General features: G+C 63.7%; 12 protein-coding genes. 8 read left to right on the top strand and 4 right to left on the bottom strand.

Annotated elements, in window-relative coordinates; genetic code table 11:
- Window positions 1-215 precede the first annotated feature (215 nt).
- The 3 genes from chrA to FJ936_RS02300 all read right to left on the bottom strand — a co-directional run bounded on the left by chrA (window position 216) and on the right by FJ936_RS02300 (window position 4,456).
- Window positions 216-1,607, bottom strand: coding sequence for a chromate efflux transporter (gene chrA / locus FJ936_RS02310; protein WP_140786999.1), 1,392 nt, complete (start codon window positions 1,605-1,607; stop codon window positions 216-218).
- Window positions 1,604-2,422 (bottom strand): sulfurtransferase/chromate resistance protein, encoded by an 819-nt coding sequence (locus tag FJ936_RS02305; protein ID WP_140786997.1) that lies wholly within the window; start codon window positions 2,420-2,422, stop codon window positions 1,604-1,606. The genes chrA and FJ936_RS02305 overlap by 4 nt, the downstream gene beginning before the upstream one ends.
- Window positions 2,423-2,650: 228 nt before the next feature.
- On the bottom strand, window positions 2,651-4,456 hold the full coding sequence (locus tag FJ936_RS02300) for an IlvD/Edd family dehydratase (protein WP_015314113.1): 1,806 nt from the start codon (window positions 4,454-4,456) through the stop codon (window positions 2,651-2,653).
- Between the two features lie 151 nt (window positions 4,457-4,607).
- Between FJ936_RS02300 and FJ936_RS02295 the strand changes: the two genes are divergently transcribed.
- On the top strand, window positions 4,608-5,057 hold the full coding sequence (locus FJ936_RS02295; protein WP_140786995.1) for a carbon monoxide dehydrogenase subunit G: 450 nt from the start codon (window positions 4,608-4,610) through the stop codon (window positions 5,055-5,057).
- An 18-nt stretch (window positions 5,058-5,075) separates the two neighbouring features.
- On the opposite strand, the gene FJ936_RS02290 is transcribed toward FJ936_RS02295, so the two are convergent.
- Window positions 5,076-6,254 (bottom strand): Mrp/NBP35 family ATP-binding protein, encoded by a 1,179-nt coding sequence (locus FJ936_RS02290; RefSeq protein ID WP_140786993.1) that lies wholly within the window; start codon window positions 6,252-6,254, stop codon window positions 5,076-5,078.
- Between the two features lie 146 nt (window positions 6,255-6,400).
- Between FJ936_RS02290 and FJ936_RS02285 the strand changes: the two genes are divergently transcribed.
- The 7 genes from FJ936_RS02285 to FJ936_RS02255 all read left to right on the top strand — a co-directional run bounded on the left by FJ936_RS02285 (window position 6,401) and on the right by FJ936_RS02255 (window position 14,048).
- Entirely contained in the window at window positions 6,401-6,778 is a 378-nt protein-coding gene (locus FJ936_RS02285) for a VOC family protein (protein ID WP_140660575.1), read from the top strand.
- A 146-nt stretch (window positions 6,779-6,924) separates the two neighbouring features.
- Complete coding sequence (locus tag FJ936_RS02280; protein WP_015314117.1) at window positions 6,925-7,824, top strand: LysR family transcriptional regulator; 900 nt, start codon at window positions 6,925-6,927, stop codon at window positions 7,822-7,824.
- Between the two features lie 134 nt (window positions 7,825-7,958).
- On the top strand, window positions 7,959-8,438 hold the full coding sequence (locus tag FJ936_RS02275; protein WP_023783362.1) for a formate dehydrogenase subunit gamma: 480 nt from the start codon (window positions 7,959-7,961) through the stop codon (window positions 8,436-8,438).
- Window positions 8,435-9,991, top strand: a complete 1,557-nt coding sequence (locus tag FJ936_RS02270; RefSeq protein WP_140786990.1) for an NADH-quinone oxidoreductase subunit NuoF — start codon at window positions 8,435-8,437, stop codon at window positions 9,989-9,991. Before FJ936_RS02275 ends, FJ936_RS02270 begins: the two co-directional genes overlap by 4 nt.
- A 10-nt stretch (window positions 9,992-10,001) precedes the next feature.
- Window positions 10,002-12,914 (top strand): formate dehydrogenase subunit alpha, encoded by a 2,913-nt coding sequence (gene fdhF / locus FJ936_RS02265; protein ID WP_140786988.1) that lies wholly within the window; start codon window positions 10,002-10,004, stop codon window positions 12,912-12,914.
- Window positions 12,915-12,916: 2 nt separating this feature from the next.
- Complete coding sequence (gene fdhD, locus FJ936_RS02260) at window positions 12,917-13,747, top strand: formate dehydrogenase accessory sulfurtransferase FdhD (RefSeq protein ID WP_140714171.1); 831 nt, start codon at window positions 12,917-12,919, stop codon at window positions 13,745-13,747.
- Window positions 13,737-14,048, top strand: a complete 312-nt coding sequence (locus FJ936_RS02255; protein ID WP_015314122.1) for a formate dehydrogenase subunit delta — start codon at window positions 13,737-13,739, stop codon at window positions 14,046-14,048. The genes fdhD and FJ936_RS02255 overlap by 11 nt, the downstream gene beginning before the upstream one ends.
- Window positions 14,049-14,074: the final 26 nt, after the last annotated feature.

Below are 14,074 nucleotides of genomic sequence, written 5' to 3'. Positions count from 1 at the left end.
GCGGCCGAACATGCCGAGAAAGCCGAGGGAAGAGCGTCGTCCCGCCATTGCTGGTCCAATCCGTTTTCCACCAGTTAGGGGGTTCGGAAGCGGAATACAAAGGAGCCGGAAAATCTAAAGCGCGTCGCGTCGAAACGGATTCATGCGACGCGCCTTAGATCTTGTTTCGATGCATGTCGTTTTCCCGAACCGAAGACACTTCCGGGCGACATCCACTAGCCGCCCGTGGCGAGCAGCAACACGCCGGCAAGGGCGCATCCCGCAAGCGTCGGCAGCACACCGGTTTTCCACTTCAGGATGGCGACCATGGCGGCGACCGAAAGCAGCGCGGCTCGCCAGTCGATCGACGAAAGCACCGGCACGTTCATGCCAAGGCCCGTCATGCGCACTTCGCGGAAGACGACGTGCAAGGCGAACCACAGAGCAAGGTTCATGACGACGCCGACCACGGCGGCGGTGATCGCGCCCAGCGCGGCCGACAGGGCCTTGTTGCCGCGCAGGGCCTCGATGTAGGGCGCGCCGAGGAATATCCAGAAGAAGCAGGGTGTGAACGTAACCCACAGCGTCAGCAGCGCTCCAAGCGATCCGCCAAGCAGTGCGTCCAGCGAGCCGGAGTGGCGAAACGCGGCGATGAAGCCGACGAATTGCAACACCAGGATGAGTGGACCCGGCGTGGTCTCGGCAAGGCCAAGGCCATCGACCATTTCACCAGGGGCGAGCCAGCCGAAGGACTGCACGGCTGCCTGCGCGACATAGGCAAGAACCGCGTAGGCGCCGCCGAAGGTGACCACCGCCATGAGGCTGAAGAAGCCGCCAATCTGCGTCCACACGCTGCTCCTTCCGGTGAGCGCCCACAGCAACAGAACTGGCCCGAGCCAAATCGGCAGCCAGATCGCGATGGTGCGCGGCGCATGCCATCGTGTCGGCCTGGTATGGGCCAGTTCGCCGCGTTCGAACATCAGGTCGACCGCGCCCCTGATATCGGGAGCGTCGTTCTTGCCGTGCGCCGCGCCGGAAAACAGGGCTGGCGCGACACGGTTTCCCACCCATCCCACCGATCCCGCAATCAGGACGATGAGCGGGAACGGGATGGCGAGCACATAGATGCCGAGAAAAGCGCAAAGCGCGATCGCCACCATCAACCGGTTCTTCAAGGCGCGGCGGCCGATGCGGATCACCGCCTCGACCACGACCGCGAGCACGGCGGCCTTGACCCCGAAGAACAGCGCCGCGACCAGCGGGACATCACCATAGAGCGCATAGAGAATGCTCAGGGTGAGCATGACGAGTGCGCCGGGCACCACGAACAGAACACCGGCGACAAGGCCGCCGATCGTCCTGTGCAGCAGCCAGCCGATATAGATGGCAAGTTGCTGGGCCTCGGGACCGGGCAGCAGCATGCAGTAGTTCAGCGCATGCAGGAAACGCTGTTCGCCGATCCAGCGCCGGTCCTCGACCAATTCCTTGTGCATGAGCGCGATCTGCCCGGCCGGCCCGCCGAAGCTCAGCAATCCGATCTTCGCCCAGAGTTTCGTGGCTTCGCGGAAGCTCGGGACCGCCGGCGCCTCGACGAGGTCGGCATCATTGCCCGAAATGAGGCTGCTCATGACGGCTTTGCCCCGCCCGGCCAGTTGTGCGTCTCGTCAGTGGCGTCGCGACACCAGCGGAAGAACGCGTCATAGAGCATCGTGCCGGCCTCCAGCTGCTCCAGACCGTCGCTGAACATGCGTGACAGGCCAAGGGAGGCGGCCAGAAATCCGGCTGCCTGGGGAACGAGATCCAGGCGTGCGGTGTCGGCCGCGCGCACGATCGTGGCAAGCCGATCGAGTGCCTGGGATTCCAGCCCGAACTCCTCGATCATCGTGTCGAAGGTGCAGCGCTCGCCGCGATGACTCCAGAACACATTGTCGATGTCGAAAGGCACGGCCTGAAAGCGGTCTGCGACAGCCGGAACCTCAGCGGGTTCGACGAAGAGAAACACCGCGTCGGGATCGATGAAGCGCCGGATCAGCCATGGGCAAGCGATGCGATCGACCTTGGGGCGAGCCCGCGTTACCCAGACGGTGCGGCCCTTTTCATCGCGGGACGGTATCTTGTCGGCGCGGACCAGAAGCCCGCCGGCATCGCGCCAGGCTTCGAAGCCGCCTTCGAGGGATTCGGCGGCAATGCCTTCATGCCGCAGCCACGCGGCAACCCCTTGCGAAAGCTTTTGCCCCTTCTGGCAAAGGACGGCCACTTGGCTGCCGGCAAGGTCGTGTGCCCAGGCCGAGACCGTTTTGAAATTGCGCCGGTGAGAGGCCGGCAGCAGGCGCGGGTCGGCGTCGTAGTCTTCATCGATACGGACATCGACGATCAAAGGTGCGCCCGGAAGACCAATCAGACGGGATAGTTGCTGTATGGTGATAGCGGTTGTTGACGGCATGGCGTCCACCTCCTGAAGAAGCCTGGACGCGAACATTGGGCTGACGCCTCACGGGGTCGTCGCGATACACCCCTTGCGATGATGGTGGAATTGTTGGGCTGGCTTGTCAAGGACAGAGCGTTTCCCGGCCCGTGGCTGTGACACGGCGGCCTGATCGAAGGCCGCCGGTCGTCGTGATCCATCATCAGTGACCAGCCAGGAATAATCGATGACTATTCCCGGGAATAATCAATGATTGTCGCGAGGCACCCCCATCGTGTGGGCGACATCCTGATATTTCACCGCCGGCTTCAGCACCATGCCGGTCGAGAACTGGTCGACCATGCCGCGCTGGATCTCCTGCCAGGGCGTCTGGTGCTGGGGATAATGATAGCCGCCATCCTTCTGCAGCTCGGCGCGTCGCCGTGTGATCTCGTCATCGCTGACGAGGATGTTCGCCGTGCCCTTCCGCAGGTCGATGCGGACGCGGTCGCCGGTCTTGAGCAGCGCCAGGCCGCCGCCGACCGCGGCTTCCGGCGAGGCGTTCAGGATCGACGGTGAGCCCGACGTACCGGACTGGCGGCCATCGCCGATGCAGGCCAGCGCGTGGATACCCTTCTTGATCAGGTAGGCCGGCGGCTGCATGTTGACGACCTCGGCGCCGCCGGGATAGCCGACGGGACCGGCGCCGCGCATAAACAGGATGGTATGCTCGTCTATGCCTTGCGCCGGATCGTCAATGCGGGCGTGGTAATCCTCGGGCCCGTCGAAGACCATGGCGTTGCCTTCGAAGGCTTCCGGGTCGTTCGGGTTCGACAGATAGCGCTCGCGGAATTCCGGCGAAATGCCGCTCATCTTCATGATCGCCGAATCGAACAGATTGCCCTTGAAATTGATAAAGCCGGCATTGGCCTTCAGCGGCTCGGCCACCGTGCGGATGACGTCGGTATTCTCGTTGGCGACGCCCTCGCAGTTGGCGCCGATCGACTTGCCATTGACGGTCAAGGCATCGGGATGCGGCAGCATTCCGGCCTTCATCAGTTCGGCGACCACGGCAGGCACGCCACCGGCGTGGTGATAGTCCTCGCCCAGATATTCACCTGACGGCTGCAGATTGACGATGAGCGGCACTTTGAGGCCGATGGTCTGCCAGTCGTCATTGTCGAGCGGCACGCCGAGATGGCGGGCGATGGCGTTGAGATGGATCGGCGCGTTGGTCGAGCCGCCGATCGCCGAATTGACGACGATGGCGTTTTCGAAAGCCGCGCGGGTCATGATATCGGACGGTTTCAGGTCTTCGTGCACCATGTCGACGATGCGCTTGCCGGTTTCGTAGGCGATCTGGCCGCGCTCGCGGTAGGGCGCCGGAATGGCGGCCGAACCGGGCAGTTGCATGCCGAGCGCCTCGGCCAGCGAATTCATCGTGGTGGCCGTGCCCATCGTGTTGCAGTAGCCGGTGGACGGCGCCGAGGACGCGACGATGTCCATGAACTCGTCATAGCCGATCTCGCCGGCCGACAGGCGCTGGCGCGATTCCCAGACGATGGTGCCCGAGCCGGTACGCTTGCCCTTATGCCAGCCATTGAGCATCGGGCCGACCGACAGCGCGATGGCCGGGATGTTGACGGTCGCCGCCGCCATCAGCAAGGCAGGCGTGGTCTTGTCGCAGCCGATGGTGAGCACGACGCCGTCGAGCGGATAGCCGTAGAGCACCTCGACAAGGCTGAGATAGGCGAGGTTGCGGTCAAGGGCGGCGGTCGGCCGCTTGCCGGTCTCCTGGATCGGGTGACAGGGGAATTCGAAAGGAATGCCGCCCATCGAGACGATGCCTTCGCGCACGCGCTTGGCAAGTTCGATATGGTGCCGGTTGCAAGGCGAAAGGTCAGAGCCCGTCTGCGCGATGCCGATCAGCGGTTTGCCAGACATCAGCTCGGCGCGTGTCAGCCCGTAATTCAGGTAGCGCTCGAGATAAAGCGCCGTCATTCCCGGATTGTCGGGATTGTCGAACCACTCCTGCGAGCGGAACTTTTTCTTTTTCGTGGGGGCGCCGGCCATCATGGTCTCCGTATTTGTATGACAAATCGATATGACAACGCGCGGATGCAGGCAAGGGGCACGCGTGATCTGAATCCGGACTTTGGTGCGATAGACAGCTATCGAGCCGCACGCTACGACCAATCCGACATAGGCGATGCGGGAGGTTTAGATGGCTTTGGTGATCGAGGGCGAGGAACGTATCGCCGCACCCGTGCAGAAAGTGTGGGAAGCGCTGAACGACCCAACCGTCCTGAGGGGCGCCATTCCGGGCTGCCAGAGCCTGGAAATGAAATCGGCGACCGAGATGGCGGCAACGGTGGTGCTGAAGATCGGGCCGATCAAGGCCACCTTCAACGGCGAAGTGACGCTCAGGAACCTCAAGCCGCCGCATGCCTACACCATCCAGGGCGAAGGCAAGGGCGGCATCGCCGGCTTCGCCAAGGGCGGTGCCGACGTCACGCTCACCGCCGACGGGCCAGACGCGACGATCCTCAAATATGCGGCCAAGGCAGAAGTCGGTGGCAAGATCGCGCAGCTTGGCAGCCGGCTGATCGAATCGACGTCGAAGAAACTGGCCGGACAGTTCTTTTCGGCTTTCGGCGAGAAAGTGGGCGGCTGACGCACTCCCCGTGAGGGTTCACTCAAAGACGATACTCGGCACGGCCGCTTCGGCCGCGCCGCGTTCCTCGTTGACCCTGTCCCAGACCTTGGAAGCGATATCGCGGTAGATTTTCGCCTCGGCGCCATCCGGCTTCGAGACGACCACCGGCGTGCCAGCGTCGGAGCTCTCGCGGATGCCCATTTCAAGCGGCACCTCGCCAAGGAAGGTGACGCCCAGCCTCTCCGCCTCGCGGCGCGCGCCGCCATGGCCGAAGATGTCGTAACGCTTGCCGGTATCCGGGGCGATGAAGTAGCTCATGTTCTCGACGATGCCGAGCAGCGGCACATCGACTTTCCTAAACATATTGAGGCCCTTGCGGGCGTCGATCAGTGCCAGGTCCTGCGGCGTCGAGACGATGACGGCACCGGCCAACGGCACCTGCTGGGCCATGGTCAGTTGCGCATCGCCCGTGCCGGGCGGCATGTCGACGACGAGCACGTCGAGCCGCCCCCATTCAACCTCGCGCAGCATCTGCGTCAGTGCCGACATCACCATCGGCCCGCGCCAGATCATCGGCGTCTCCTCATCGACGAGGAAACCCATCGACATCACCTTGAGGCCGTAATTCTCCATTGGTTCCAGGATTTTGCCGTCAACCGTCTGCGGCCGGCCATGGATGTTGAGCAGCCTGGGCATCGACGGGCCATAGATGTCGGCATCCAGCACGCCGACCCGCAAGCCATTGGCGGCAAGGCCGAGCGCCAGGTTGACGGCCGTGGTCGACTTGCCGACGCCACCCTTGCCTGAAGCAACCGCTATGATCGCCTCGATGCCGGGCACGCCACGCTTGCCCTGGCTCTGCGAAGCGGGAGCATGCGGGGCCGCCCGCGGTGCCGCAGCGACCGGAGCCGTCGGCGCCGGCCTGGGTGCGGGACGCGATGGAACCGACGCCTCCATGCCGCCGCCTTTCTTTTCAGCCGTCAGCGCGACGACCGCACCGGCGACGCCGGGAATGGCCTTCACCACCCGCTCGGCGGCGGCGCGCAACGGCTCCATCTCCTGAGCGCGCGCGGCGGGAACGGTGATCGAGAAGAACACTTTCGAATCGGCGATGAAAATCTCCGAAACCATGCCGAGGTCGACGATGTTGCCGGTAAAGTCCGGCCCGTTCACCGTCTTCAGGCGCTCGGTGACGATTTCCTTGGTGATGGACATGGCTGTTGTTCCCTGGCGTTCGGCTGCAGCTCACATAGTGCAGATCGCGGACCGCTCCAAGCGCCAGGCATGATGGCGGTCGTCAAGCGGCCTGGGCGACCTATTTCCATGACCAGAGGGAATGACAACCAGGGAAGGAGACGATCATGCTTGCAAACAGCAACGCATCGGCAAACCTCGCCGTGAAGGATCTGGCAAGGGCCAAGGCCTTCTATGAGAGAACACTCGGCCTGGAACAGGTGCACGATGAGGGCGGCGAATTGATCGTCTACAAAAGCGGCGATACCACGATCAATGTCTATCGCTCCGAATTCGCAGGGACCAACAAGGCGACGGCGGTAACCTGGATGGTCGGCGACACCATCGCCGATGTCGTCAACGCCCTCAAGTCGAAGGGTGTCGCCTTCGAGCATTACGAGATGCCCGGCCTAACGATGGAGGGTGACCTGCATGTCGGCGGCGGCATGAAAGTCGCATGGTTCAAGGATCCGGACGGCAACATCCTCAATCTCGTGGATCGGTAGATCCCGGCGATCGAGGCAGCGCTGCGCGATCGCTTTTTTATGCATGTCGTTGTCCCAAAACCGAAGTCACTTTCGGGCGACATGCATTGGAGGATTGAGCGCGACACCATCTGGCGCGACGCCACCGCGCCGGATAGCTTCCCCCAATGATCGACAAGCTGGAATTCTTCATCGCGCTGGCCAAGGAAGAGCACTTCGGCCGGGCGGCCGAGGCGTGCGGGGTCACGCAGCCGACCTTGTCGGCCGGCATCAAGCAGCTCGAGGGCCAGCTCGGCGTCATGTTGGTCAATCGCGGGTCGCGGTTCCAGGGGCTGACCCCGGAGGGCAAGCAAGTGTTGGTCTGGGCGCGCCGCATCGTCGGCGACTCCAGGACCATGCGCGAGGAGATGCGCGCCGCCCGGTATGGCCTTTCCGGCCGCATCCGGATTGCAGCAATCCCTACGGCATTGGCGATGGTCGCGAGATTGACGACGCCCTTTCGAGACAAGCACCCAGGCGTCACCTTTTCGGTGCTGTCGCGGACCTCGATCGAAGTGCTGTCGCTGCTTGGCAATTTCGATGTCGATGCGGGCATCACCTATCTCGACAACGAACCGCTGGGACGGGTGACCAGCGTGCCCCTCTATGACGAGCGCTACCAATTGATCACCGCAATCGGCAATCCCTATTCCGACCGCGACAAAGTGACATGGTCCGAGATCAGCCAGTTGCCGCTGTGCCTTCTGACGCCGGACATGCAGAACCGCCGCATCATCGACCAGCACCTGGCGGAAGCCGGCGTGCAGGTGCGGCCGACGCTGGAATCGAATTCGATGATCGTGCTGTTCTCGCACATCCGGACCGGCAAATGGTCATCGATCATGCCACTCAACCTTGCGGAAACATTCGGTTTTTCCGAACCGATCCGGGCCATTCCGATCGTCGAGCCCGATGCCAGCCACACAGTCGGGCTGGTCGCCGCGCCGCGCGAGCCGCACACGCCGCTGGTGCAGGCGCTGCTGGACGAGGCGATGGCGCTGGCAGACGATTTCCGCGCCCACCGCTAGGCTAGACAATGCTGAGCGCAGCTCGTCGATAGAAGATTTCTATCGAGCAACGAAACAGCTTTATTGATTTCGCGGGTTTCCTCTGATTTTGTAAAGACTTAGCGATAAAAGCTATCGACCAGGGAGGGCGCTGCATGACGATGCAGCCTGCAAGTACCGAGATCGCATCGCGCACGGCGGCGATTATCCAGGAGTTGAAGGACCTCGAAGGTCCGCTGCTGCCGATCCTCCACGGCATCCAGGAAGAATTCGGCCACGTCCCGCAGGATGCCGTCCCCGTCATTGCCGACGGCCTGAACCTGTCCAGGGCCGAGGTGCATGGTGTCGTGACTTTCTATCATGATTTCCGCGCGCGCCCGGCCGGGCGGCACGTGCTCAAGCTCTGCCAGGCGGAAGCCTGCCAGTCGATGGGTTCGGACGCGGTCGCCGCCAAGGTCAAGCAGTTGCTCGGCATCGACTTCCATGAGACCACGCGTGACGGATCGGTTACGCTGGAACCGGTCTATTGCCTCGGGCTGTGCGCCTGCTCGCCATCTGCGATGCTGGATGGCGAGGTGATCGGTCGGTTGGATGACGACAAGATCGACGAGATCGTCGCCGAGGTGCGCTCATGACCCCCCGTATCTATATTCCCGGCGATTCCGGCGCACTGGCGCTGGGCGCGGAAAAGGTCGCGAAGGCCGTCGCCAAGGAACTCGCGGAGCGCGGCATCGAGGCCAAGATTGTGCGCAACGGCTCGCGCGGCGCCTATTTCCTCGAACCGATGGTCGAAGTGGCGACGGCCAATGGCCGTGTCGCCTACGGGCCGGTGAAACCGTCGGACGTGAAGAGCCTGTTCGACAGCGGTTTTCTCACCGGCGGCCATCACAAGCGCTGGCTCGGCGCACCGGACAAGATTCCGTTCCTGGCCAAACAAACTCGCTTGACGTTTGCACGTTGTGGCATCAACGACCCGCTGTCGCTCGATGCCTACAAATCGCTCGGCGGACTGAGCGGCCTGCGGAACGCGGTGGCCATGACGCCCGCCGACGTCGTCAAGCAGGTCACCGACTCCGGCCTGCGCGGCCGCGGCGGCGCAGGCTTCCCGACCGGCATCAAATGGAAGACGGTGCTCGATACGACATCGGAGCGCAAATACATCGTCTGCAACGCCGATGAAGGCGACAGCGCCACCTTCGCCGATCGCATGATCATGGAGGGCGACCCCTTCGTGCTCATCGAAGGCATGACCATCGCCGGCATCGCCACCGGCGCGACCAAGGGTTTCGTCTATATCCGCTCGGAATATCCGCACGCGGTGGCTGTCATGAACAAGGCCGTCGAGATCGCCCGCAAGGCCGGTGTGCTCGGCGTCAATGTGCTGGGTTCGCCTAACGCCTTCGACATGGAAATCCGCGTCGGTGCCGGCGCCTATGTCTGCGGCGAGGAAACCTCGCTCTTGAACAGCCTGGAAGGCAAGCGCGGCGTGGTGCGCGCCAAGCCGCCGCTGCCCGCGATACAGGGTTTGTTCGGCAAGCCGACGGTGATCAACAACGTCATTTCGCTGGCTTCCGTACCCATCATCATGGACAAGGGCGCCGCCTTCTACAAGGATTTTGGCATGGGCCGCTCGCGCGGCACGATCCCGATCCAGATCGCCGGCAACGTCAAGCAAGGCGGCCTGTTCGAAACCGCTTTCGGCCTGACGCTGGGCGAGATCGTCGACGAGATCGGCGGCGGCACGTCCACCGGGCGCCCAGTGAAGGCGGTGCAGGTTGGCGGACCGCTCGGCGCCTACTTCCCGCGCGCACTGTTCGACACGCCGTTCGACTACGAGGAATTCGCCAAGCGCGATGGGCTGATCGGCCACGCCGGCATCACGGTTTTCGACGATACCGCCGACATGCTGAAGCAGGCACGCTTCGCCATGGAGTTCTGCGCCATCGAAAGCTGCGGCAAGTGCACTCCTTGCCGCATCGGCTCGACGCGGGGCGTGGAAACCATCGACAGGCTCGCCGCCGGTATCGAGCCGGAAAAGAACCTCGCTCTGGTCACCGACCTCTGCAACACGATGAAGTTCGGTTCGCTCTGCGCGCTGGGCGGCTTCACGCCCTACCCGGTGATGAGCTCGATCACGCATTTCCCCGAGGATTTCAAGCCCGCGCCAGCGCGCGTGGCTGCTGAATAGGAGCTGGCAGATGAACATCAAGGCCGACTTCCCAACGCTGATCGAAGAGATTGACTACGGAACTCCGGAGTCGAAGGCGCAAAAACAGGTCACGCTCACCGTCGATGGCCGCAGCATCAGCGTGCCTGAAGGCACGTCGATCATGCGTGCGGCGATGGAAGGCGGGGTGGAGATCCCCAAGCTCTGCGCCACCGACATGCTGGACTCCTTCGGTTCCTGCCGCGTCTGCCTCGTCGAAATCGACGGGCGCGGCGGTACGCCGGCTTCCTGCACGACGCCTGTCGGCGAAGGCATGGTGGTGCGCACGCAGTCGGACAGGCTCGACGCCATCCGCCGGGGCGTCATGGAACTCTACGTCTCCGACCATCCGACCGGCTGGCACGAGAAGGCCGGAACTGGCGCCAGCGAGTTCGATGTGGTGGCGAAGTCCGTCGGCCTGACCGAAAATCGCTACGGCGTTGAGGGCCGCAACCACGTCAAGGAAGAAAATGGCGTCGCGCCGGGCCATGGCTCGCTCGCGGTCGACTACATCGCCCGTGATGAGTCCAACCCCTATTTTACCTATGATCCGGCGCAGTGCATCGTCTGCTCGCGCTGCGTGCGCGCCTGCGAGGAGGTGCAAGGCACTTTCGCGCTGACCATCGAGGGCCGCGGCTTCGAATCGCGCATGGTCGCCGGCATGCACGAGGACTTCATTGCCTCCGAATGCGTGTCCTGCGGTGCCTGCGTGCAGGCCTGCCCGACCGATGCGCTGCGCGAGAAGACCGTGCTTGAAAAGGGCCTGCCGGAGCGCTCGGCCGTCACCACCTGCGCCTATTGCGGCGTCGGCTGCTCGTTCAAGGCCGAAGTGAAGGGCGACGAGGTCATCCGCATGATGCCCTACAAGGAGGGCATGGCCAACCACGGCCATTCCTGCGTGAAGGGCCGCTTCGCTTACGGTTATGCCACCCACAAGGACCGCATCCTGTCGCCGATGATCCGCGAAAAGGTCAGCGATCCCTGGCGCGAAGTGAGCTGGGAAGAGGCGATCGCCCATACGGCCAAGGAATTCCGCCGCATCCAGTACCAGTACGGCCGCACCGCGATCGGCGGCATCACCTCCTCGCGCTGCACGAATGAGGAGACCTACCTCGTCCAGAAGCTGGTTCGCCAAGGCTTCCGCAACAATAATGTCGACACCTGCGCGCGTGTCTGCCATTCGCCGACCGGCTATGGGCTCGGCCAGACCTACGGCACCTCGGCCGGCACGCAGGACTTCGATTCCGTCGAATTCACCGACGTCGCCGTCATCATCGGCGCCAATCCGGCTTCCGCGCACCCGGTGTTCGCCTCGCGGCTGAAGAAGCGGCTGCGTCAGGGCGCCAAGCTGATCGTGCTCGACCCGCGCCGCACCGAGATGGTCAAGTCGGCCCATGTCGAAGCCGACTACCATTTGCCGCTGAAGCCCGGCACCAATGTCGCCGTGCTGACCTCGCTGGCGCATGTCATCGTCACCGAGGGCCTTTTCGACGAAGCCTTCATCCGCGAGCGCTGCGACTGGGCTGAGTTCCAGGACTGGGCGTCCTTCGTCGCCCTGCCGGAAAACAGCCCCGAAATCGTCGGCAAGCTGTCCGGCGTCGATCCGAAGTTGATCCGCGGTGCCGCCCGTCTCTACGCCAAGGGCGGCAATGGCGCGATCTATTACGGCCTCGGCGTCACCGAGCACAGCCAGGGCTCGACCACGGTGATGGCGATCGCCAACCTCGCAATGGCCACCGGCAATATCGGCCGGCCTGGCGTCGGCGTGAATCCGCTGCGCGGCCAGAACAATGTGCAGGGCTCCTGCGACATGGGCTCGTTCCCGCATGAACTGCCGGGCTACCGGCACATTTCGGGTGACGCGGTGCGCGACATCTACGAAAGCCTCTGGGGCGTGAAGCTCGACGACGAACCCGGCCTGCGCATTCCCAACATGCTGGATGCCGCTGTCGACGGCTCGTTCAAGGGCATCTACATCCAGGGCGAGGACATCCTGCAGTCCGATCCCGACACCAAGCATGTCGCCGCCGGCTTGGCCGCGATGGAATGCGTGGTGGTGCACGACCTCTTCCTCAACGAGACGGCGAACTACGCGCATGTCTTCCTGCCGGGCTCGACCTTCCTCGAGAAGGACGGCACGTTCACCAATGCCGAACGCCGCATCAATATGGTGCGCAAGGTGCTGGAACCGAAGGCGCGCTACGCCGATTGGGAGGCGACGCAGGAACTCGCCCGTGCGATCGGCCTCGACTGGAACTATACGCATCCGTCCGAAATCATGGACGAGATCGCCAAGACGACGCCAAGCTTCGCCAACGTCTCCTTCGACCTGCTCGACCGGGTCGGCTCCGTGCAATGGCCCTGCAACGACAAGGCGCCGCTTGGCACGCCGATCATGCATGTCGACGGCTTCGTGCGCGGCAAGGGCAAGTTCATCCGCACCGAATATGTGGCGACCGACGAAAGAACCGGACCGCGCTTCCCGCTGCTGCTGACCACCGGCCGTATCCTGTCGCAGTACAATGTCGGCGCGCAGACGCGACGCACCGAAAATGTCATGTGGCACTCCGAGGACCGGCTGGAAATCCATCCGCACGACGCAGAAAATCGCGGCCTGCGCGATGGCGACTGGGTGCGGCTGACCAGCCGTTCGGGCGAGACGACGCTGCGCGCGCTGATCACCGACCGGGTGTCGCCGGGCGTGGTCTACACTACCTTCCACCATCCCGACACGCAGGCCAACGTCATCACCACCGATTTCTCCGACTGGGCGACCAATTGTCCGGAATACAAGGTGACTGCGGTGCAGGTCGGCGCTTCCAACGGCCCGTCGGAATGGCAGCGCGACTATGACGAGCAGGCCAAGCAGAGCCGTCGCATCGCTCCGCTGCAGGCGGCGGAGTAGTCTTGGCCGCGCGCCGCAGAGCGACGACGCAGATATCGCGACTGGCGCACCGCGCCAGCGGCACGGCTGCGGCCAACCGCATGGTGCCGGAAGAGACGCCGGTGGCGTTGTCCTTCGCCGGCACCACGCATGCGGTGATGATGGCGAGCCCCGCCGATTTCGAGGACTTCGCGCTCGGCTTCTCGCTCACCGAAGGCATCATCGCTGCGCCTGATGAGATCGAAGCCATCGAGGTCGAGGATCATGGCGCCGGCATCGACATCCAGATCCGGCTGAAGGACCAGGCCAATACGCGCTTCGAGGCGCGGCGGCGGCGGCTTGCCGGACCGGTGGGCTGCGGGCTGTGCGGCATCGAATCGATCGAGGAAGCGATGCGCTCGGTCGATCCGGTGGGTGCGTCGAAACTTACGCTTGAGGCCGACGATATCACCCGCTCGGTCAAGCTGCTGTCGAAGGTGCAGCCGCTGCATACCGAGACAGGCGCCGTGCATGCAGCCGGCTTCTACGTCCATGGCAAGGGCGTCGTCATGGCGCGCGAGGATGTCGGCCGCCACAATGCGCTGGACAAGCTGGCCGGCGCGCTGGCCAAGGCCAATATCGATGGCGCATCGGGCGCCGTCGTGGTGACCAGCCGTGTTTCGGTCGAGATGGTGCAGAAGACGGCGGCGATCGGTTCAGCCTTCATCATCGCCGTCTCGGCGCCGACGGCCCTTGCCATCCGCACCGCGGAAGAGGCCGGCATGACGCTGGTGGCGCTGGTGCGTGGCGACGATTTCGATGTTTTTACCCACCCCGACCGGGTGATTTCGGGAGTTGCCCAGCATGTCGCATGACGAAGAGCACATCATGAGCACAGGGGAAAAGCTGGTGCGCATGGCCAACCAGATCGCCGCCTTTTTCCACTCCAGGCCACGCGAGGAAGGCGTTGCCGGCGTCGCCGAGCATATCAACAAGTTCTGGGAGCCGAGAATGCGGCGCCAGTTCTTCGAGATGCTGGACAGCGGCGGTGAAGGCTTCGACGAACTGGTCGTGGTCGCTTCGGCCAGGATCAAACGGCCGATCACGCCGGCGGAGGCCGATCTCAAGCTCGGCCTCGCGGCCTCGCCTGGCGACGTCGCCGCGTCGCAAAAGTAACCGCGTCGGCCGCCGGCTACATTCAT

The organism is Mesorhizobium sp. B2-4-13 (assembly GCF_006658535.1).
In the GTDB taxonomy this organism is placed as follows: Bacteria; Pseudomonadota; Alphaproteobacteria; order Rhizobiales; family Rhizobiaceae; genus Mesorhizobium; species Mesorhizobium australicum.
This window is presented reverse-complemented; position numbering and strand designations above follow the sequence as displayed.

Coding starts and splice junctions, on each gene's coding strand:
- chrA (WP_140786999.1), bottom strand. CDS start 1,607: ATGAGCAGCCTCATTTCGGGCAATGATGCCGACCTCGTCGAGGCGCCG.
- FJ936_RS02305 (WP_140786997.1), bottom strand. CDS start 2,422: ATGCCGTCAACAACCGCTATCACCATACAGCAACTATCCCGTCTGATT.
- FJ936_RS02300 (WP_015314113.1), bottom strand. CDS start 4,456: ATGGCCGGCGCCCCCACGAAAAAGAAAAAGTTCCGCTCGCAGGAGTGG.
- FJ936_RS02295 (WP_140786995.1), top strand. CDS start 4,608: ATGGCTTTGGTGATCGAGGGCGAGGAACGTATCGCCGCACCCGTGCAG.
- FJ936_RS02290 (WP_140786993.1), bottom strand. CDS start 6,254: ATGTCCATCACCAAGGAAATCGTCACCGAGCGCCTGAAGACGGTGAAC.
- FJ936_RS02285 (WP_140660575.1), top strand. CDS start 6,401: ATGCTTGCAAACAGCAACGCATCGGCAAACCTCGCCGTGAAGGATCTG.
- FJ936_RS02280 (WP_015314117.1), top strand. CDS start 6,925: ATGATCGACAAGCTGGAATTCTTCATCGCGCTGGCCAAGGAAGAGCAC.
- FJ936_RS02275 (WP_023783362.1), top strand. CDS start 7,959: ATGACGATGCAGCCTGCAAGTACCGAGATCGCATCGCGCACGGCGGCG.
- FJ936_RS02270 (WP_140786990.1), top strand. CDS start 8,435: ATGACCCCCCGTATCTATATTCCCGGCGATTCCGGCGCACTGGCGCTG.
- fdhF (WP_140786988.1), top strand. CDS start 10,002: ATGAACATCAAGGCCGACTTCCCAACGCTGATCGAAGAGATTGACTAC.
- FJ936_RS02255 (WP_015314122.1), top strand. CDS start 13,737: ATGTCGCATGACGAAGAGCACATCATGAGCACAGGGGAAAAGCTGGTG.